18 protein-coding genes are annotated in these 18,886 nt (G+C 72.1%); 7 read left to right on the top strand and 11 right to left on the bottom strand.

All coding sequences use genetic code 11. From position 1 onward, the window contains the following. Nucleotides 1–779: PaaX family transcriptional regulator (locus tag GUY60_RS17275; RefSeq protein WP_161698755.1), on the bottom strand; the 779-nt coding region annotated here is incomplete at its 3' end. 34 nt (nt 780–813) lie between these two features. Beyond that, entirely contained in the window at nt 814–2,418 is a 1,605-nt protein-coding gene (locus GUY60_RS17270) for an AMP-binding protein (RefSeq protein ID WP_161698753.1), read from the bottom strand. Between the two features lie 110 nt (nt 2,419–2,528). Here GUY60_RS17270 and GUY60_RS17265 point away from each other — a divergent pair, with 110 nt between their 5' ends. Then, on the top strand, nt 2,529–3,686 hold the full coding sequence (locus GUY60_RS17265) for an acyl-CoA dehydrogenase family protein (RefSeq protein WP_161698751.1): 1,158 nt from the start codon (nt 2,529–2,531) through the stop codon (nt 3,684–3,686). Continuing rightward, the gene (locus tag GUY60_RS17260) at nt 3,683–4,081 is read left to right on the top strand and encodes a RidA family protein (protein ID WP_161698749.1); all 399 of its coding nucleotides are present in this window, start codon (nt 3,683–3,685) and stop codon (nt 4,079–4,081) included. Before GUY60_RS17265 ends, GUY60_RS17260 begins: the two co-directional genes overlap by 4 nt. Here GUY60_RS17260 and GUY60_RS39725 read toward each other — a convergent pair. The 3 genes from GUY60_RS39725 to GUY60_RS17245 form a co-directional block, all read right to left on the bottom strand. Next, nucleotides 3,994–4,338 (bottom strand): LysR substrate-binding domain-containing protein, encoded by a 345-nt coding sequence (locus GUY60_RS39725; protein WP_161698747.1) that lies wholly within the window; start codon nt 4,336–4,338, stop codon nt 3,994–3,996. The genes GUY60_RS17260 and GUY60_RS39725 overlap by 88 nt on opposite strands. 129 nt (nt 4,339–4,467) lie before the next feature. Beyond that, a complete protein-coding gene (locus GUY60_RS17250; RefSeq protein ID WP_161698745.1) occupies nt 4,468–5,994 on the bottom strand; it encodes a helix-turn-helix domain-containing protein in 1,527 nt (508 codons plus the stop codon). Between the two features lie 100 nt (nt 5,995–6,094). Further along, complete coding sequence (locus GUY60_RS17245) at nt 6,095–6,445, bottom strand: VOC family protein (protein WP_161698743.1); 351 nt, start codon at nt 6,443–6,445, stop codon at nt 6,095–6,097. Between the two features lie 180 nt (nt 6,446–6,625). Here GUY60_RS17245 and GUY60_RS17240 point away from each other — a divergent pair, with 180 nt between their 5' ends. After that, nucleotides 6,626–7,183: a DinB family protein gene (locus GUY60_RS17240; RefSeq protein ID WP_161698741.1), complete on the top strand. Its 558-nt coding sequence runs from the start codon at nt 6,626–6,628 to the stop codon at nt 7,181–7,183. Nucleotides 7,184–7,422: 239 nt separating this feature from the next. Here the strand turns inward: GUY60_RS17240 and GUY60_RS17235 are convergent, their stop codons facing one another. Together GUY60_RS17235 and GUY60_RS17230 are read right to left on the bottom strand one after the other, a co-directional pair. Further along, nucleotides 7,423–8,190 carry a YqeB family protein gene (locus GUY60_RS17235; protein ID WP_246235145.1) on the bottom strand — a complete coding sequence of 256 codons (768 nt, stop codon included), beginning with the start codon at nt 8,188–8,190 and terminating at the stop codon, nt 7,423–7,425. Between the two features lie 101 nt (nt 8,191–8,291). Further along, nucleotides 8,292–8,702: a GNAT family N-acetyltransferase gene (locus GUY60_RS17230; protein WP_312866330.1), complete on the bottom strand. Its 411-nt coding sequence runs from the start codon at nt 8,700–8,702 to the stop codon at nt 8,292–8,294. Between the two features lie 118 nt (nt 8,703–8,820). Between GUY60_RS17230 and GUY60_RS17225 the strand changes: the two genes are divergently transcribed. Both GUY60_RS17225 and acnA read left to right on the top strand, forming a co-directional pair. Continuing rightward, complete coding sequence (locus GUY60_RS17225) at nt 8,821–9,246, top strand: hypothetical protein (protein ID WP_161698739.1); 426 nt, start codon at nt 8,821–8,823, stop codon at nt 9,244–9,246. A gap of 343 nt (nt 9,247–9,589) precedes the next feature. Further along, nucleotides 9,590–12,322, top strand: a complete 2,733-nt coding sequence (gene acnA / locus GUY60_RS17220) for an aconitate hydratase AcnA (RefSeq protein ID WP_161698737.1) — start codon at nt 9,590–9,592, stop codon at nt 12,320–12,322. Nucleotides 12,323–12,402: 80 nt separating this feature from the next. Here the strand turns inward: acnA and GUY60_RS17215 are convergent, their stop codons facing one another. The 3 genes from GUY60_RS17215 to GUY60_RS17205 form a co-directional block, all read right to left on the bottom strand. Beyond that, nucleotides 12,403–13,767: an MFS transporter gene (locus tag GUY60_RS17215; RefSeq protein ID WP_161698736.1), complete on the bottom strand. Its 1,365-nt coding sequence runs from the start codon at nt 13,765–13,767 to the stop codon at nt 12,403–12,405. Nucleotides 13,768–13,933: 166 nt separating this feature from the next. Then, complete coding sequence (locus tag GUY60_RS17210) at nt 13,934–15,439, bottom strand: PH domain-containing protein (protein WP_161698734.1); 1,506 nt, start codon at nt 15,437–15,439, stop codon at nt 13,934–13,936. Then, nucleotides 15,436–15,942: a PH domain-containing protein gene (locus GUY60_RS17205; protein WP_161698732.1), complete on the bottom strand. Its 507-nt coding sequence runs from the start codon at nt 15,940–15,942 to the stop codon at nt 15,436–15,438. The genes GUY60_RS17210 and GUY60_RS17205 overlap by 4 nt, the downstream gene beginning before the upstream one ends. Before the next feature lie 113 nt (nt 15,943–16,055). Here GUY60_RS17205 and GUY60_RS17200 point away from each other — a divergent pair, with 113 nt between their 5' ends. Both GUY60_RS17200 and GUY60_RS17195 read left to right on the top strand, forming a co-directional pair. Continuing rightward, nucleotides 16,056–16,658 (top strand): TetR/AcrR family transcriptional regulator, encoded by a 603-nt coding sequence (locus tag GUY60_RS17200; RefSeq protein WP_161698730.1) that lies wholly within the window; start codon nt 16,056–16,058, stop codon nt 16,656–16,658. A 121-nt stretch (nt 16,659–16,779) separates the two neighbouring features. After that, on the top strand, nt 16,780–18,252 hold the full coding sequence (locus GUY60_RS17195; protein ID WP_161698728.1) for a L,D-transpeptidase: 1,473 nt from the start codon (nt 16,780–16,782) through the stop codon (nt 18,250–18,252). Between the two features lie 31 nt (nt 18,253–18,283). Here the strand turns inward: GUY60_RS17195 and GUY60_RS17190 are convergent. Then, a partial coding sequence (locus GUY60_RS17190; protein WP_161698726.1) for a hypothetical protein occupies nt 18,284–18,886 on the bottom strand: 603 nt, incomplete at its 5' end.

Here is an 18,886-nt window from a genome sequence, read left to right as displayed (position 1 = left end):
CCCCGCAACCGCGCGTCCAGGGCCGCGAAGACCTGGGCCGACCGTTCCCCCGGCCAGTCCCGCGGCAGCAGCCGCACCGGCAGGCCCGGGTCGGCGTACGGGAGGTGGCGCCAGGTGTCCAGGGCGAGCAGATAGTCCCGGTACGCCTCCTCGGGCGGGGTGTCCGTACGGGACTCCCAGGCGCGCAGCACCGGCTCGTGTGCGTCGAGGAACCGCTCGTGCAGCCGCGCGATGGCCCCCAGGTCCCACCAGCGCCCCACCGCGTCCGCCGTCGCCGCGAAACCGAGGTGCTCGCCGCGGAACAGGTCGACGTAAGAGGAGAGTTGGAGCCGCTCCAGGGTGTGCCGGGTCTCCTCGTACAGACAGGCCGGGGCGATCCACACGCCCGGCGCGGCCGTGCCGAAACCGAGGCCGGTCAGCCGGGAGCGCAGCACATGCCGCTTCTGCCGCTCAGACTCGGGCACCGAGAACACCGCGAGCACCCAGCCCGCGCCGCCGTCCGGCCGCCGCTCCGGGTAGATCCGCCGGTCGCCGTCGTCGAGGAGCTGGCGGGCGTCCGCGGACAGCGCGTACCCGGCCGCGCCCTCCGCCGTACGCCCCGGCACGAGCAGCCCGCGCCGCTTCAGCCGGGACACCGAGGACCGCACGGATGGCGCGTCGACCCCGACCGCGCCGAGCAGCCGGATCAACTCGGCCACCGGCACGGGTCCTTGGGCACGGCGGCCGTACGCGCCGTAGTACGTGACGATCAGGGATCGCGGAGTGTGCTGCTCTGCCACGTGATCACCTTAGAACCCGCGCGGGAGGCCCCGGTCAGGGCATCCGCAGGCGGTAGCGCTGGAGCTTCCCGGTGGGGGTGCGCGGCAGCGCGTCCGGGAAGTGGATCTCGCGCGGGCACTTGTACGGCACCAGCTCGCCCTTCACGAAGTCCCGCAGCAGCGCGACCGTGGCCTCGGAGCGCGGCACCCCGTCACGGAGCACCACATGCGCGGCCACGATCTGCCCGCGCAGCTCGTCGGCCCGGCCGACCACCGCGGCCTCCAGGACGTCGGGGTGGCGAAGCAGCGCGTCCTCGACCTCGGGGCCCGCGATGTTGTACCCGGCCGAGATGATCATGTCGTCGGCGCGGGCGACATAGCGGAAGTAGCCGTCCGGCTCCCGGACATACGTGTCCCCGGTGAGGTTCCAGCCGTCGCGTACGTACTCCTCCTGTCGCGGGTCGGCGAGATAGCGGCAGCCGACCGGGCCGCGCACCGCGAGCAGACCGGGCTCGCCGTCGGCCACGGGCTTGCCGGACCCGTCGACGACGCGCGCCTGCCAGCCCGGCACGGGCAGTCCGGTGCGGCCGGGTCTGATCGCGTCGTCGGCGGCGGAGATGAAGATGTGCAGCAGCTCGGTGGCACCGATGCCGTTGATGATGCGCAGGCCGGTCCGCTCGTGCCAGGCCTGCCAGGTGGTCTCCGGCAGGTTCTCGCCCGCCGAGACACAGCGGCGCAGCGAGCCGATGTCGTACGCGCCGACCTCGTCGAGGATCGCGCGGTACGCGGTCGGGGCGGTGAAAAGGACCGACACCCGGTGCTCGGCGATGGCGGGAAGAAGCTGCTTGGGGCCCGCCTGTTCGAGCAGCAGCGCCGAGGCACCGGCCCGTAGCGGGAAGACCACGAGCCCGCCGAGCCCGAAGGTGAAGCCGAGCGGCGGGCTGCCCGCGAACACGTCGTCGGGCGTGGGCCGCAGCACGTGCGCGGAGAACGTGTCGGCGATGGCGAGGACGTCCCGGTGGAAGTGCATACAGCCCTTGGGCCGGCCGGTCGTGCCGCTGGTGAACGCGATGAGCGCCACGTCGTCGGCGGCCGTGTCCACGGCCGTGAACCGGTCCGGCTGCCGCGCCGCGCGCCGCACCAGATCGTCGTCCCCGTCCCCGCCGAACGGCACGGTCCGCAGGCCGGGTACGTCGGCCGCCGCCAGGTCGTCGACATGGCGGGCGTCGCACAGCGCGTGCCGGACGCGGGCGATCTCGCAGACCGTGGCCAGCTCGGCGGCCCGCTGCTGAGCCAGGACGGTCACGGCGACCGCGCCCGCCTTCAGGACGGCCAGCCAGCACGCGGCCAGCCAGGGTGTGGTCGGACCGCGCAGCAGCACCCGGTTGCCGGGCACCACACCGAGCTCGTCGGTGAGCACCCGCGCGATGCGGTCGACATGACCGCGTAGTTCGCCGTACGACCACACGGTGCCGTCGGCGGTACGGAAGGCGGGACGGTCCGCGCCCAGGCGGTCCGTGGTGCGGTCGAGCAGTTCGGTGGCGCAGTTGAGCCGCTCCGGGTAGCGCAGCTCGTCGAGGTCGAGGTGCGGCCACTGTTCGTGCGGTGGGAGGTGGTCGCGCGGGAAGGTGTCGGCGTGGGCCGAGGTCGTCAGCTCCATGGATCGCCCCTCAGGAGTGCCGAGGACGTGGTGGCGTCGCCCATCGAGCGTATCGTGATGGTGACGACAGTCAACGCATCGCGATAACTCCACTCTAAGGAGGCATGCCGGTGTCCGCATTCGCGCTCGAACCGAAGGAACTCCAGTGGTGCGAGGAGCTGCGCACCCTGGCAGCCGAGCGCCTGCACCCCCTGGCCGAGAGCTCGGAGCCCGGCCGGATCAACCGCCCGCTGGTCAGAGAGCTCGGTCAACTCGGGCTCTTGGCAAGGCTGTTCACCTCAGGCTCGCTCGAACTCTGCCTGATGCGGGAGTCCCTCGCGTACGGCTGCACCGAGGCGGAGACCGCGCTCGCACTGCAGGGCCTGGGCGCCCACCCGGTGCACGCCTTCGGCACGCCCGCCCAGCGCGAACGCTGGTTGCCGCAGGTCAGCGCGGGCGAGGCGGTCGCGGCCTTCGCGCTGAGCGAGCCGGACGCGGGCTCCGACGCGGCGGCGCTCGCGCTCGCCGCGGAACCGGACGGTGGGCCGGGCCCCGACGGGCACCCGGCACGCTGGCTGCTCAACGGCGAGAAGTGCTGGATCTCCAACGCCCCCGAGGCCGACTTCTACACCGTCTTCGCCCGCACCACCCAGGACGCGGGCGCGCGCGGCGTCACCGCGTTCCTCGTCCCCGCCGACCGCCCCGGCCTCACCGGCACCCGCCTCGACATGCTCTCCCCGCACCCCATCGGCGCCCTGCACTTCGACGGCGTACCGGTGGGTCCAGAGGACCTGATCGGCGAGGTGGACCGCGGTTTCCGGGTCGCGATGGGCACGCTCAACCTGTTCCGGCCCAGCGTCGGCGCCTTCGCGGTGGGCATGGCACAGGCCGCCCTGGACGCGACCCTCGCGCACACGGCCCAACGCCAGGCGTTCGGGGGCCCGTTGAAGGACCTGCAGTCCGTCGCCCACCAGGTCGCCGAGCTCGCCACCCGCACCGAGGCGGCCCGCCTGCTCGTGTACGCGGCGGCCGCGGCGTACGACCGGGGCGAGCCGGACGTGCCCCGCCGGGCGGCCATGGCCAAACTCCTCGCCACCGAGACCGCACAGCAGGTCGTCGACGCGGCGGTCCAACTCCACGGCGCCCGCGCCCTGCTCCGTGGCCACCTGCTCGAACACCTCTACCGCGAAGTCCGCGCGCCGCGCATCTATGAGGGCGCCACCGAGGTCCAGCGCACCATCATCGCCAAGGAGCTGTACGCGCAGCTCGCAGAGGAGGCCGCCGAGTGAGCCTGGAACGCGTCAACCCCGACGGACTCTCCCCACCCACCGGCTTCTCGCACGCCGTCACGGCGACGGGCTCCCGCCTGGTCTTCCTGGCCGGCCAGACAGCGCTGGACCCCACCGGCAAGCCCGTACCCGGCACCTTGCCCGAACAGTTCGAGCACGCGTTGGGCAACCTCCTCACGGCACTCCGGGCGGCCGGCGGCAAGCCGTCCGACCTGGCCCGCGTCACGGTGTACGCCACGGACGTCGCGTCCTACCGCACCCACGCCCCCGAACTGGGCCGAATCTGGCGGAGGTTGGCGGGCCGCGACTACCCGGCGATGGCGGTGATCGGCGCGGTGCGGTTGTGGGACGAGGAGTGTTTGGTGGAGTTGGACGGGGTGGCGGTGCTGGAGTAGCCGTTCCTCTCCGTCCACGCCTCGGCGGCGAGCGCGGCCGCCTCGACCTCGGGCCGCGCCGCCGGTGGATGGTCCTCGGCGAGCATCACGAACACCGGGTCCACGGCCACCTCCCGCCACACCAACTGCCCCTCGCCGGGCGGCGGAGCCACCCCGCACGCCCCGACCAGCGCGAAGTCGAGCCGCCCCGCGACCACCGCCTCGGCTCTCCGAGCGGCGTCGGGCCGGGCTGGTCCGTCGCGACGCCAACCCGGCATAGCGAGATGCCCCCTCCTTCAGGAGGGGCGCGGGGGTGCACATGCCACCGCACATACCACCGCACCCCTCCCGAGCCCCGCGCTACGGCGACCGGAAGGGGTGCGGTGACTGTCTCCCTGAAGGGGCCCTCAGATGTCCCGGAACGTCTCGATCTGCGCCCCCACCGAGTTGAGCCGCTCCGCCAGATCCTCGTAACCACGATTGATCACGTAGACGTTGCGCAGCACCGACGTGCCCTCGGCCGCCATCATGCCGAGGAGGACGACCACGGCCGGGCGCAGGGCCGGCGGGCACATCATCTCGGCGGCTCGCCAGCGGGTCGGGCCCTCGACCAACACCCGGTGCGGGTCGAGGAGTTGGAGCCTTCCGCCGAGGCGGTTGAGGTCCGTGAGGTAGATCGCGCGGTTGTCGTAGACCCAGTCGTGAATGAGGGTCTTGCCCTGTGCGACGGCCGCGATGGCCGCGAAGAACGGGACGTTGTCGATGTTCAGGCCGGGGAACGGCATCGGGTGGATCTTGTCGATCGGCGCCTCCAGTTTGGAGGGGTGCACGGTCAGGTCCACCAGGCGGGTGCGGCCGTTGTCGGCGGGGTACTCGGCGGAGCGGTCCTGGTTGAGGCCCATCTCCTCCAGGACCGCCAGCTCGATCTCCATGAACTCGATCGGCACGCGGCGGATGGTGAGTTCGGACTCGGTGACCACGGCGGCGGCCAGCAGACTCATCGCCTCGACCGGGTCCTCGGACGGCGAGTAGTCCACGTCCACGTCGATGGTCGGCACGCCGTGCACGGTCAGCGTCGTGGTGCCGATGCCCTCGACCTGTACGCCCAGGGCCTCCAGGAAGAAGCACAGGTCCTGGACCATGTAGTTGGAGGACGCGTTGCGGATGACCGTCACGCCGTCATGGCGCGCGGCGGCGAGCAGCGCGTTCTCGGTCACGGTGTCGCCGCGCTCGGTCAGCACGATCGGGCGGTCCGGGGAGCTGCGCTGCACCTCCGCGTGGTAGATGCCCTCGGTCGCGGTGACGTCGAGGCCGAAGCGGCGCAGGGCGATCATGTGCGGCTCGACGGTGCGGGTGCCGAGGTCACAACCGCCCGCGTACGGCAGCTTGAAGCGGTTCACGCGGTGCAGCAGCGGGCCGAGGAACATGATGATCGAGCGGGTACGGCGCGCGGCCTCCGCGTCGATGGCGTCCAGGTCGAGCTCGGCGGGCGGCACGATCTCCAGGTCCACGCCGTCGTTGATCCACCGGGTGCGGACGCCGATGGAGCCGAGGACCTCCAGGATGCGGAAGACCTCCTCAATCCGGGCGACCCGGCGCAGGACGGTACGCCCCTTGTTGAGCAGTGAGGCGCAGAGCAGCGCCACGCACGCGTTCTTGCTCGTCTTGACGTCGATGGAGCCGGAGAGCCGGCGGCCGCCGACCACCCTCAGATGCATCGGGCCGGCGTAGCCCAGAGAGACGATCTCGCTGTCGAGTGCTTCACCGATTCGGGCGATCATCTCAAGGCTGATGTTTTGATTACCGCGTTCGATGCGGTTGACGGCGCTCTGGCTGGTACCGAGTGCCTCGGCGAGCTGTGACTGTGTCCAGCCCCGGTGCTGACGGGCGTCACGGATGAGCTTGCCGATGCGTTCGAGGTAGTCGTCTGCCATGGCGCGACCGTATATCGGATGTGAGATAAATGAGAAACGGAGCGCGTCCGTCCGAGTGGTGGTCCAACTCCGGCCCCGCTGCCGTGGGTCAGGCCCGCTGTCAGAGGTCGTACGCGACCGGATGCAGTGGTTGGTACAGCGGGAGTTCGGACCCGCTGGGCAGCCGTACCGCGGTGAGCCGTCCCCACGGAGCGTCGGCCACCGGACGGGTGATCTCGGCGCCCCGCGCGGCCAGTTGTGCCAGTACGCCGTCCAGGTCGTCGCACATCAGATAGAACTCGTGCCTCGGTTCTCCGTCGGTCGGGTGGACGGCGACCTCGGCGGGCGGCAGCTTGAAGAGGAGCCAGCCGTCTCCCGCGTCGACATGGGCGAACCCGATGACATCCCGGAGGAACGCCCGGTCGGCGGCGGCGTCCTGGGAGTAGAGGATCACGTGTGCGCCAGTGAACATGCCCCGATGCTCACACGCCCCGCCCGCACGCGACAGCCGAGCGGAGACCGGCCCCGGACGGATCCTCGCAGCCCGCCGAACTAGGACACCATCTGACCTCGATGGCTTCTAGCGTGTTCCTCACCGGCCGCCAGGGGCGGGCGACAACAGCAACATCGGGCAACATCGGAAGGCGGAGCCATGACCGTGAACGAGCAGAGCGCGCAGGACGAGCAGACCGGCAAGGCACTCACCGGCGAGCGTGCCGAGTGGCTGGAGGTGCTCGGCAAGCACCGGCACTTCCTGCGTTTCACCACCCGTGAACTCACCGACGAGCAGGCCGCGTTGCGTACCACCGCCAGTGCGCTGTGTCTGGGCGGGCTGATCAAGCACGTCACCGAGGTGGAGCGGAGCTGGGCGGGCTTCATCCTCAACGGCCCCGCCGGGTTCCCGGACTTCACGGCGATGACCGAGGCCGACCGGGCGAAGTACGCCGAGGGCTTCCGGATGCAGCCGGGCGAGACGCTGGCCGGCGTACTGGCCGAGTACGCCGAGGTGGCGGCCCGCACCGACGAGCTGGTCGGCACGCTGCCCGACCTGGACGTCGCGTGGCCGCTGCCCAAGGCCCCCTGGTTCGAGGCGAGTTCGCGCTGGTCGGCGCGGAGGGTGCTGATGCACATCGTCGCGGAGACCGCCCAGCACGCCGGTCACGCCGACATCATCCGGGAGAGCCTGGACGGCGCGAAGACCATGGGCTAGGCCGTCTCCTTCGGATCTTGCCGGGGTCGCGGGGTCTGGCACGCACGCCCCCAAGCTCTCGGCTTCGCTCGAGCAGGGGGGACCCCCACGGCGTTGTCGTCGGTTGCCAATGCTCCGCAGTGGCGCCCTCCTCCGCCTTGCAGCTGCACGCACCAGACCCCGCTCAACTCGACCAGAAAGTGACCGCCGACCGAATCCGGCCTGACCCGAAGGAAACGGCCTAGCCGACGCGCGCGTGGTCACGACCCGGCTCGGACCGGCGGGCGCCTGGCACTCCGCCAGTACTGCCGGCCCTTCTCGTCGCGTACGTACACACCGAGCCGGGCCAGCTCCGCGCGCAGTTCGCGGCGGTCCTCGTCGGCGTTCGACTCCTTGCGGGTCAGGGCCTTGGCGCGGGCCTTGAGCAGGGCGTCGGCGCCGGTCGGCAGGCCCGGCGTGTCCGGCACCCAGAGGCGGAAGTCGGCGGCGTGCGGGTCCTGTTCGGCCCAGCGGTGACCGTGCCGGGTGAACGCCGAGGCGAGCCGGCGCTCCGCGAAGTCGCAGGGTTCACACGTCAGTTGGGCCCCGTCCGGCCCGAGCAGGACCAGCTCCTTGTGGTCCCGGAAGGCCATGCCGATCTCGGCGCGCGCGAAGGTGCTCGGCTCGCCCTTGCGGGTGAGGCGCACCTCGTCGCCGGAGACCCGCACGGTCAGCTCCTCGTGCAGCACGATCAGGCCGAGCACCACACCGAGCACGGTGCCCACGACGAGCAGGCCGAGCGTGAGCCACGGCTCGGGTATCCGGGTGAGGAGCTCGGCGGGTTCCTTGAACGGTGCCTTCGGCAGTGTCACGAGCCACTGAGCCAGGTACTTCACCACCAGTCCCGCGCCCGCGCCCAGTACGGCGAAGGCGAGCGGCAGCCACATCGGCTGCCGCAGTTCGGTCGGCGCGGCCGCCGCCTTCTCGTACGGCACGCGCGCGGCGCCCCGCTCCCGTACGCCGTTCTCCTGCGACTCGTTCCCCGTCATGCGCTCACCGTACGAAGCCCGCGCGCGGCGCCGCGTCGGCCGAACGGCGCGGGCCGGGGCGGCGATCCGCGACCAAAGTAGGGGGGTGCCGGTCCGAAGGTTCAGGCTCCGCGCGCGGGTTGGCCGGCGACCAGCAGGGTGGTGCCCGCGGGGCGGAAGCCGAGGCGGGCGTAGATACGGGCGACGGCGCCCTCCGCGTAGGCGAGGAAGACCGTGTGGACGCCGTGGTCGCGGGCGTGGGCGACCAGGGCGGGGTCGTCGGCCGCGACGGGGCGGATCGTGACGCCGGCCGGGAGCGGCGCGGGCATGCGGTGGCGCGGGTCGAGGTCCATCAGCGGCCGCTCCGCGACGGGAAGCCCGGCCCGCTCGATCAGGCCGCGCAGCGACGGCGTCAGCTCGGCCGGCCACTCGAAGCTCTCCGGAACCCCCCGCTCCCGCTGCCGGGCACGGACCCGCACGACGTCGTCAGGACTGGGCGTCGCCCCGGCCGAGGCATGGGGCGCGTATCCCATCACGGGGTGGAGCGGACTTCACGGGGGGTGACACGGGCTGCCGACGCGAGGGGCCCGGAGGCGTCGCCAGGAGGCGTCCGGCGCCTGCCGTTTAGCCTCTCCTCAAGGGGGTGGGGGCGTGGGAGAGCCGGTCTTGGTCGAGTCCATCAGGTACTCCGCCGCGTGCCAGGGGTGCGGCGGCGAAGCGGCGTGGTGCGGCGTTCAGGCGCTGGTGGCTGGGGCGCTGCGGTGGGACGTGGAGTCGACGTGTCCGCCCTGCGGGTTCGCCGTGGCCATCTGTGACGGTGACCTACCGGACGAGTTGCGCGACCGGCTGCTCTCCGAGCACGGTCGGGCAACGCTGCGGGTGAGTCCGCCGACGCGGAACGCCGCCGTCATGCGGGTGTTGCGGGCGGAGCTCGGTATCGGCCTGGACGGCGTCAAGGCGGTACTGGAACGGGTCCTGACCGGGCGGTACTCGGGGACGCTGCCCGAGATGGAGCTCCTTGCGCGCAAGCTGCGGGCGGCAGGCGTCGAGGCGTCCGCCTCGCGGGCCGTGGATTGAGCCGGACCCGGCACCCGCGCCCCCCGCCGGTGCGGCCGCGCTCACGACCAGGTTCACTGAGACGGACGGCGCACCGCTGGGGTCGCCGCGTGAACGCCCCGGGCGGATGAGAGCGGATGAGAGCCGTCACCGGGGGCAGGGCATGACCGATCGCGCCGCATGTACTAGAGTTATCTCGACATCGAGATATCTGCCGAGGCGTACCGCAGCCGCCCGCCGGCCTTCACTCCGGCGGTAAGGGTTACCTAACTTAGCTCTACCTTAGCGGATCGGACCGGAAGCCGTGGCGGCACCACGCGCCGATAGGCGCACGTAGGCACAGTGCGGTGGAACGCGCACATATATGAAGGAGACTGTCGTGTCGGCGAACAGCTTCGACGCCCGCAGCACGCTGCGCGTGGGCGACGAGTCGTACGAGATCTTCAAGCTGGACAAGGTCGAGGGCTCCGCGCGGCTGCCCTACAGCCTGAAGGTCCTCCTTGAGAACCTGCTCCGCACGGAGGACGGCGCCAACATCACGGCCGACCACATCCGTGCCCTCGGCAGCTGGGACTCGCAGGCGCAGCCGAGCCAGGAGATCCAGTTCACGCCGGCGCGCGTGATCATGCAGGACTTCACCGGCGTGCCCTGTGTCGTCGACCTCGCCACCATGCGTGAGGCCGTCAAGGAGCTCGGCGGCGACCCGGCGAAGGTCAACCCGCTCTCCCCGGCCGAGCTGGTCATCGACCACTCCGTCATCGCGGACAAGTTCGGCACGAAGGACGCCTTCGGCCAGAACGTCGAGCTGGAGTACGGCCGCAACAAGGAGCGCTACCAGTTCCTGCGCTGGGGCCAGACCGCGTTCGACGACTTCAAGGTCGTCCCGCCGGGCACCGGCATCGTCCACCAGGTCAACATCGAGCACCTCGCTCGTACGGTCATGGTGCGTAACGGCCAGGCCTACCCCGACACCCTCGTCGGCACCGACTCGCACACCACCATGGTCAACGGCCTCGGTGTGCTCGGCTGGGGCGTCGGCGGTATCGAGGCCGAGGCCGCGATGCTGGGCCAGCCGGTCTCGATGCTCATCCCGCGCGTCGTCGGCTTCAAGCTGACCGGTGAGCTCAAGCCGGGCACCACCGCCACCGACCTGGTGCTGACCATCACCGAGATGCTGCGCAAGCACGGTGTCGTCGGCAAGTTCGTCGAGTTCTACGGTGAGGGTGTGGCGGCCACGAGCCTCGCCAACCGCGCCACCATCGGCAACATGTCGCCGGAGTTCGGTTCCACCGCCGCGATCTTCCCGATCGACGACGAGACCCTGAACTACCTGCGCCTGACCGGCCGTGACGCCCAGCAGGTCGCGCTCGTCGAGGCGTACGCCAAGGAGCAGGGCCTCTGGCTCGACCCGGCCGCCGAGCCCGACTTCTCCGAGAAGCTGGAGCTCGACCTCTCCACCGTCGTGCCGTCGATCGCAGGACCGAAGCGTCCGCAGGACCGCATCGTCCTCGCCAACGCCGCCGAGCAGTTCAAGACCGACGTCCTGAACTACGTCGACACCGCCGACGAGGCCGGCCTCGAGTCCTTCCCGGCCTCCGACTCCCCGGTGAACCACCCCAACGGCGGCCCGTCGAAGCCGGTCACCGTGACCGCCGCCGACGGTTCGACGTACGAGATCGACCACGGTGCGGTGACGGTCGCGGCCATCACCTCCTGCACCAACACGTCGAACCCGTACGTGATGGTCGCCGCCGCGCTCGTCGCGAAGAAGGCCGTCGAGAAGGGCCTGACCCGCAAGCCGTGGGTCAAGACCACCCTCGCGCCCGGCTCCAAGGTCGTCACCGACTACTTCGACAAGGCGGGGCTCACCCCCTACCTCGACAAGGTCGGCTTCAACCTCGTCGGCTACGGCTGCACCACCTGCATCGGCAACTCGGGCCCGCTGCCCGAGGAGGTCTCCAAGGCCGTCAACGACCATGACCTGGCCGTGACTTCGGTGCTCTCCGGCAACCGTAACTTCGAGGGCCGGATCAACCCCGACGTCAAGATGAACTACCTGGCGTCCCCGCCGCTGGTCGTCGCGTACGCCCTCGCCGGTTCGATGAAGGTGAACATCACCAAGGACGCCCTCGGCGTCGACCAGGACGGCAAGCCGGTCTACCTCGCGGACATCTGGCCGACCGAGGCCGAGGTCAACGACGTGGTGGCGAACGCCATCGGCGAGGACATGTTCAACAAGTCCTACGCCGACGTCTTCGCGGGCGACGCCCAGTGGCAGGCGCTTCCGATCCCGACCGGCAACACCTTCGAGTGGGACACCGAGTCGACGTACGTCCGTAAGCCCCCTTACTTCGAGGGCATGACGATGGAGACCACCCCGGTCTCCGACATCGCGGGCGCCCGCGTCCTCGCCAAGCTGGGCGACTCGGTGACGACGGACCACATCTCGCCCGCCGGTGCGATCAAGGCCGACACCCCGGCCGGCAAGTACCTCACCGAGCACGGTGTGGAGCGTCGTGACTTCAACTCCTACGGCTCGCGCCGTGGTAACCACGAGGTCATGATCCGCGGCACGTTCGCCAACATCCGCCTGCGCAACCAGATCGCGCCGGGCACCGAGGGCGGCTACACCCGCGACTTCACCCAGGCCGACGGCCCGGTGTCGTTCATCTACGACGCCTCGCAGAACTACCAGGCCGCCGGCACCCCGCTCGCGATCCTCGCGGGCAAGGAGTACGGCTCCGGCTCGTCCCGCGACTGGGCCGCCAAGGGCACCGCGCTGCTCGGCGTGAAGGCCGTCATCGCCGAGTCGTACGAGCGCATCCACCGCTCGAACCTCATCGGTATGGGCGTCCTGCCGCTGCAGTTCCCGGAGGGCCAGACCGCCGAGACCCTCGGTCTCACCGGCGAGGAGGCCTTCTCCTTCACCGGCGTGACCGAGCTGAACAACGGCACCACGCCCCGCACGGTCAAGGTCACCACCGACACCGGTGTGGAGTTCGACGCGGTCGTCCGCATCGACACCCCCGGCGAGGCGGACTACTACCGCAACGGCGGCATCATGCAGTACGTGCTGCGCAACCTGATCCGTAACTGAGCACTCAGGTAGCCCCCGTCGGGCCGCACTCCGGGTTTCTCTCCGGGGTGCGGCCCGATGTCGTTTCCGGCGAGGACCGGTCAGCCCTTCCTGAGGGCCCAGACCCCGGCCGCCGCCACGGCCACCCCGACCAGCGCCCACAGGAACGCCGTACGGAAGCCCGCGCCCGCGCCCGTCGCCGCGCCCGCGACGCCGACCAGGACCGCGAGCCCGAGCGATCCGCCGAGTTGGTCCACCGAGCGCTGCACACCCGCCGCCGTGCCCGCGTCGGAGGCGTCCACGTCGAGCAGCGCCGCGTTCTGCAGGGCGACCAGGCCGACGCCCATGCCCACCGCGACCCCGAGCATTCCGGGCAGCACGTCGACCGGATAGCCGCCGTGGTCGGGCAGCCGGGCAAGCCAGGCGAGGCCCGCGCCCGTCGCCGCCAGACCCAGCAGTGCACTGCGACGCGTACCGAACGTCGTGACGAGCCGCGAGACCAGGGCGAGCGCGGCCAGGAGGGCGCCGCAGAACGGCAGATACGCCAACCCGGCCTGCAACGGGGTGAATTGGAGCACGTTCTGCAGGTAAAGGGTCAGCAGGTAGAACGTCGCCGAGAGCGCCGCGCTCAGCAGTACCGTCGCCGCGTTCGCCACCGCGCGGGTGCGGTGCGCGAAGAACCCGAGCGGGACCAGCGGGTTCTTCGTACGCGCCTCCACCGCGACGAACGCGGCGAGCAGCGCGCAACCCGCCGCAAGCACCGCCCCGTTCCGCTCGATGACGCCGAGCACCACCGTCAGCGGACCGGCCGTGAGCAGCGCCGCGCCCGGCACGTCGAGCCGCCCGGAGCGGGTGCGCGGGCCGTCGGGCCGTACGAACAGGGGCGTGAGCAGCAGCACAGCCGCGGCGAGCGGCACGTTCACGCCGAAGATCCAACGCCAGTGCAGGAGTTGGGTGAGCGCACCGGAGAGCAGGACGCCGACGACCAGGCCGCCGGCCGAGATGGTGCCCCAGACGCCGAGCGCCCTGGCGCGTTCGGCGGGCTCGGGGTACAGCAGCGTGATCAGGGAGAGCGCGGCGGGGGAGGCGAGCGCCTCGCCCGCGCCCTGCGCGAACCGGGCGGCGACCAGCGCCTCCAGGCTCGGCGCGAGCCCCGCGAGCAGCGAAGCGGCCGCGAACAGGGCGGCGCCGACGAGGAACATCCGGCGCTGCCCGAGCAGATCGGTGAGCCGCCCGCCGAGCAGCAGCAGCCCGCCGCCGACCAGCGTGTAGCCGGTGACGACCCAGGACAGGGACGCCGCGTCGGCCCCGAACCGCGCGCCGATCGAGGGCACGGCGACATTCACCACGGTCACGTCGACCGCGATGAGGAACTGCAGCAGGGAGAGCAGGACGAGCGCCGGGGTGCGGCGGTACGGGAGAGCGCGGGCGCGCGTGAAGGGCGCCCGTGTGTGCCGGTACTTCATCAGAGTGGGTACTCCAAGTGGCCCCCGCGCGTGCGGCGGGGGAGAGGCGGAAGTCGATGCGCTTCCGTGCCGTCCGGGGACGGCACACCTGGAGTCACTTGGTGACGGAGATACCCATACGGAGCAGGCTAACAACGGCCGCCCGCCCCGCGTGACGTACTTTCCGCTACGGGGTCCGCTCCAGGAACTCGTCCACGATCCCCGGCGCCGCAGCGGCCGCGAACGCCGGTGCCGTGGTCGCGGACAGGTCGGGAATCCGGTAGCCGTCCTCGCCCGCGGCGACCGCGGCGGTCAGCGTCACGAGCCCCGCGCGGCGGCCGAACGGCGAGCTGGAGAACGTCCACGCCGCGACCGCCGCCCGTTCGAGGACGACCGTGTCACGGCTCAACGTCCCTGACCGCACGACCAGTTGGCGCCCGTACAGGCCGTGCCCCAGGCTCCGGTAGGCGTCCCGGGCGAGCCAGAGCGCGACGGGCGTCGAGGTCAGGGCGTACACCCAGGCGCAGTGCAGCAGCACCGGGGTGAGCAGGGCGCCGAGCACGGCGAACGTCAGGGTGCCGGGGAGTGTGACGCAGAGCAGTGCGCGCGTCCGGCGGCGGCGCAGCGCGGCCCTCGGGTGGCGGGCCGACTCCGGCTCGGGGAACGCGGAACGCAGGGCCCCGGCGGCGACGCGTACCGCTGTGGCGCGGGGCGCCGGGGGCATCAGGGCGCTGCGCCTGCGGTTGTCCTCGCGGTTGCCGAGGCCGCCCGCGACGGCCTTCGCGTACCCGCCGCCACCGGCCCGGAGCAGCAGCGGCTCGCGCAGCACGACACCGCGCAGCCGGTCCCGTTCGATGGTCACCGCGCGGGTCGTGAACAGGCCTCGGCGCACGCTCAAGGTGCGGGAGTCGGCCCACTCCAGGCGGTAGTTCCACCAGCCCTCGACGTACTGGCCGAGGGCGCCGAGCGAGCCGAGGGCGAGGATGCCGAGGAGCGCGGCCGGTACGGTCAGCCACAGCGCGCTCGCGCCGAACTCGGTGAACGCCCGCTGGACGAACGGCAGTCGCCACGGCTCGATCCCCATCCCGTCGAGCGCCCGGTACGCACCGCCCGCGACCGCGAGGACCCCACCGAGCACCCAGAACGTGAGCGGCGCGTACCGCAGCCAGCGCCAGTCGATGCGCGCGAGCAGCGGCTCCGTACCCGGCGCGGGCACGGCGGCCCGGTCGAGCAGCGCCGACCGCAGCAGCTCCGCGTCGCGTACGGAGAGGGCTTCCAGGGCGAGTTCACCACCGGAGTCGCCGGAACCGGCCGTACCGGCCCGCAGCACGGTCACGCCGAGCAGCCGGTGCAGCGGGGGAGCGGTGAGGTCGACGGTGCGGACCCGGTGCAGCGGGACGGTGCGCAGGCGCCGGGTGAGTAGCCCGGTGCGCAGGTCGAGGGAGTCCGCGGTGAGGCGGTAGTCGGTGCGGGCCCAGCGCGCCAGGCCCGCCGCGGTGATCGCCGCGAACGTCACGGCGAGGCAGCCCAGGGTGACCCACCCGGCGGCGCCGATCCGGCCGCCCGTGGCGAGCGCGGCCAGGGCGAACGAGCCGAGCGGCGCGCCGAGCCAGCCGCAGTGCACGAGTAGGGTGCGCCGGTCGAGGCGGCGCCAGCCGGTCGTCGTGACCGGCCGCGCGGTGCGGGTGCTCACGCGGCATCACCCGGAACGGCCTGTGCGGCGTGGCCGATGCGCCGGGACAGCTCCTCGGCGTCGGCTTCGGAGAGCCCCGCGATCCGGATGTCCCCGGCCGTGGACGCGGTGGTGACGGTCACCGTGGCCAGGCCGTACCGCCGCTGCACCGGGCCGCGCACCGTGTCCACGGTCTGCACCCGGGACAGCGGCGCGATCCGGCGGCGATGCCAGCACCAGCCGCTCGCCGCGTACACGGCCGCGTCGCCCAACTCCCAGGCGTGCACGGCATGGCGCAGCCGCGGCATCGCCACGAGGTAGCCGACCGCGGGCAGCACGAGCACGCCGAGGATCAGGGGCGCGAGCCACGGCAGCGCGCCCGCGAAGAACAGCAGGGCGAGGACGAGCAGCGCGACGGCGGTGAGCAGCGCGGGACCGCTCACGGTGAGCAGCGCCTGCGCGGTCCACCAGCGCCGGGCGCGCGGGTCGACGCGGTGGCGGGGTGGGCGGAGTCGGACGGTCACAGGTCATCCCCCGGGTTGTTGGCAAGTCAATCGTATTGGAAAAGCCAGGTTATACAATACGGTCGACTTGTCAAAGCGATCGATGGTTCCAGGAGAGGCGGTGCGACGACCCGGTGCCGAAGCAGGTGGATCACGAGGCCAGGCGACGGGAGATCGCGCAGGCGCTGCTCAGGATCGCGAGCACCCGGGGCCTCGAAGGCGCGAGCCTGCGCGACATCGCCTCCGAGGCCAGGGTCTCGCTCGGGCAGTTGCAGCACTACTTCAAGTCGAAGGACGAACTGATCGCCTTCGCCCTCCGGCGTATCAACGAACTCGCCGACCAGCGGATCAGGGGCCGGATCGAGGCGATCGGCGCGAGCGACCCCTCACCCAGGACCGTGCTGCGCGAGTGCCTGCGCGGGATGATGGCGCTCGACGAGGAGAGCCGCACCGGCTACCTCGTGGGCGTCGCCTACTTCATCCGCGCCGTCCACGACATCTCCCAGCGCCACCTCGCCCAGGAGGGCATCGCGAGCCTCCGCGCCTTCTTCGCCGACCAGTTGAGCCGCGCCCGCGACGCCGGGGAAGTGCCCGGGGACTGCGACCCGGAAGCCGCAGCCATGCACCTGATCTGCCTGGTCGAGGGCCTCAACTCGTACATCGTCGTGGACGTGCACACCCCTCAGCAGGCGGTGGCCCTGCTCGACCGGCACCTGGACGGACTGTTCACGAGGTAGCCGCACACCCGCCCGTCGCCCGCCCGCTCAGCGGCCGACTGGTGCTTTCGAGTTGTCCGCCGCGCCCTTTCGGGGGCGACACCGCCGACATTCATCATCTTTTCGGCCCGGAGCGGATGTGATGCTCCGGACCGACAGCGAGCAGCAGTGGAGGGCATGCGTGCGGGCACGGGCGAAGGCGTACGGGATCGGGTCCGCGGCGGCGGGAGTGCTGCTCATCACGGCCGCGGCACCCGGCACGGAAACGGCAGTTGACGCGGCGGCCACGCGCGCGCGAGCCGCCGCCGCGCTCGACGTACGCGTCGGGCACACCCTCGACCGGCCGGGCGGCACCGGGCTCTGCCCCGTACTCGCCGGACCCCGCGCGTCCTGCCCCGGCACCGCAGGCGTACCCGCCGACGCACCGCTCCACCTCGTACCGGACGACGGCACCGCACCCCGGGAACGGGACGTGCGGCGGGTCAAGTCCCTTGTGGACCCGGGCGGTTCGCTCGACGTGACCCTCGGCTCGCCGGGTCTCCTCCTCGACGTGGCCGTCACGGACAGCCGCGGCCGCCGCGTCGCCGGACGGCTCGGCCCCGGCGGGCGGCAATGGGAACGCACCGCCCCGCTGCGCGCCGACGACCACTACACCGTGCGGGTCGCCGCCGAACTCCCCGACGGCAGCCCCGTACGCGGCACGCTCCGCCTCGACACCGCGCCGCAGCGCTCCGGACGCACCCTCACCGCGCACTTCAGCCCGGCCTCCGGCACGTACGGAGTCGGGCAGCCCGTCACCGCGCACCTCACCCGGCCCGTGCCGCGCACCGACCCCGCGGCCCGCGGCGTCGTGGAACGCTCGCTGCGCGTCACGACCACCCCGGCCGTCGCCGGGGCCTGGCACTGGGTCGACAGCAGCACCCTGCACTACCGGCCCCGCGCCTACTGGCCCGCGCACACCCGCATCGCCGTCCGCAGCGGCCTGGACGGCGTACGCGTCAACGACCAGCTGGTGGGCGGGAGTTCGAAGCCCGCCGAGCTCACCATCGGCGACCGGGTCGAGGCGGTCACCGATGTCGACGCCCACGAGATGACCGTCCTGCGCAACGGCCGCGTCCTGCGCACCATCCCCGTCACCACCGGCAAAGCGGGCTTCCGTACCCGCGGCGGCATCAAGGTGGTGCTCGGCAAGGAGCGCCTCGTGCGGATGCGCGGCGACTCCATCGGCATCGCCCGCGGCAGCGGCGACTGGTTCGACCTGCCCGTGCACTACGCGACCCGGCTCACCTGGAGCGGCGAGTACGTGCACGCCGCCCCCTGGTCCGTCGCCGACCAGGGTTCCTCGAACGTCAGCCACGGCTGCACCGGCATGACCACGGAGAACGCCGCCTGGTTCTACCGGACCGTGAAGGTCGGCGACCTCGTCGAAGTGGTCAACAGCCACGGCGACGACATGACGCCCTTCGACAACGGCTACGGCGACTGGAACGTCGGCTGGAAGACCTGGCGCGACGGCAGCGCCCTCGCGACGGCCGCGACCGGCAGCAACGGCACGGGCAGCAACGTCACGGGTGAACGCCAGCCCGACACCGAGCGGCTCGACCCGAGCATCTGAACGGCCCGGCGGGGCACGGCACGTACACCCGTCAGAACACCCCCGCGTGCAGCCCCGCCCGCGCCACCGCGCCCTGCGCCAGCTGCCACTCCCCGAGCAGCGCGAGCGTGCAGGCGAGGAAGGCGCGGCCGACCAGCATGTCCTGGGTGTGCCGGATGTGCCGGGTGAGTTGCCCGGCGAGCAGCAACAGGCCGCCCGCCTGCAGCACTTGAAGGAGCGTGCTGCCGGGCGGCGCGACGAACGAGCCGAGCAGCAGCGGCAGCGAGGTCAGCGGGCCGAGCACGGCGAGCGTCGCGGGCGTGCGGTGCAGCCCGCCGCGGCCGCCGAGGGCCCGCGCGAGCACCACCGTGGTGACACCGAGCAGGAGATGGCCGAGCAGCAGCACCAGCGTGGTGAGCAGCAGCCACAGTCCGGGTATGCGCAAATCCGGGTAGGACGCGGCGATCTCCGGGACCTCCCGCGTCGCGAGCGCCATCAGCGCGAGCTGCCCGCCCGCGGCGAGGAGCACGGCCCCGGTGAGCGTCAAGGCGCCGAGCCCGCGCAGCCACTCCCCGGCGTTCAGCAGATCGGCGCCGCCCTGGCGCAGCGCCCGCCCGACCCGGGTGATCCGGGGCGGCGGCGGGGGCTCCGGAGG

Source organism: Streptomyces boluensis (assembly GCF_009908195.1).
Lineage (GTDB): Bacteria > Actinomycetota > Actinomycetes > Streptomycetales > Streptomycetaceae > Streptomyces > Streptomyces boluensis.
Note: the sequence above shows the minus strand (reverse complement) of the source record. Positions and strands in the feature narration are given on the sequence as shown.

Coding starts and splice junctions, on each gene's coding strand:
- GUY60_RS17270 (WP_161698753.1), bottom strand. CDS start 2,418: ATGGAGCTGACGACCTCGGCCCACGCCGACACCTTCCCGCGCGACCAC.
- GUY60_RS39725 (WP_161698747.1), bottom strand. CDS start 4,338: ATGCCGGGTTGGCGTCGCGACGGACCAGCCCGGCCCGACGCCGCTCGG.
- GUY60_RS17250 (WP_161698745.1), bottom strand. CDS start 5,994: ATGGCAGACGACTACCTCGAACGCATCGGCAAGCTCATCCGTGACGCC.
- GUY60_RS17245 (WP_161698743.1), bottom strand. CDS start 6,445: ATGTTCACTGGCGCACACGTGATCCTCTACTCCCAGGACGCCGCCGCC.
- GUY60_RS17240 (WP_161698741.1), top strand. CDS start 6,626: ATGACCGTGAACGAGCAGAGCGCGCAGGACGAGCAGACCGGCAAGGCA.
- GUY60_RS17235 (WP_246235145.1), bottom strand. CDS start 8,190: ATGACGGGGAACGAGTCGCAGGAGAACGGCGTACGGGAGCGGGGCGCC.
- GUY60_RS17230 (WP_312866330.1), bottom strand. CDS start 8,702: ATGGGATACGCGCCCCATGCCTCGGCCGGGGCGACGCCCAGTCCTGAC.
- acnA (WP_161698737.1), top strand. CDS start 9,590: ATGAAGGAGACTGTCGTGTCGGCGAACAGCTTCGACGCCCGCAGCACG.
- GUY60_RS17215 (WP_161698736.1), bottom strand. CDS start 13,767: ATGAAGTACCGGCACACACGGGCGCCCTTCACGCGCGCCCGCGCTCTC.
- GUY60_RS17195 (WP_161698728.1), top strand. CDS start 16,780: ATGCTCCGGACCGACAGCGAGCAGCAGTGGAGGGCATGCGTGCGGGCA.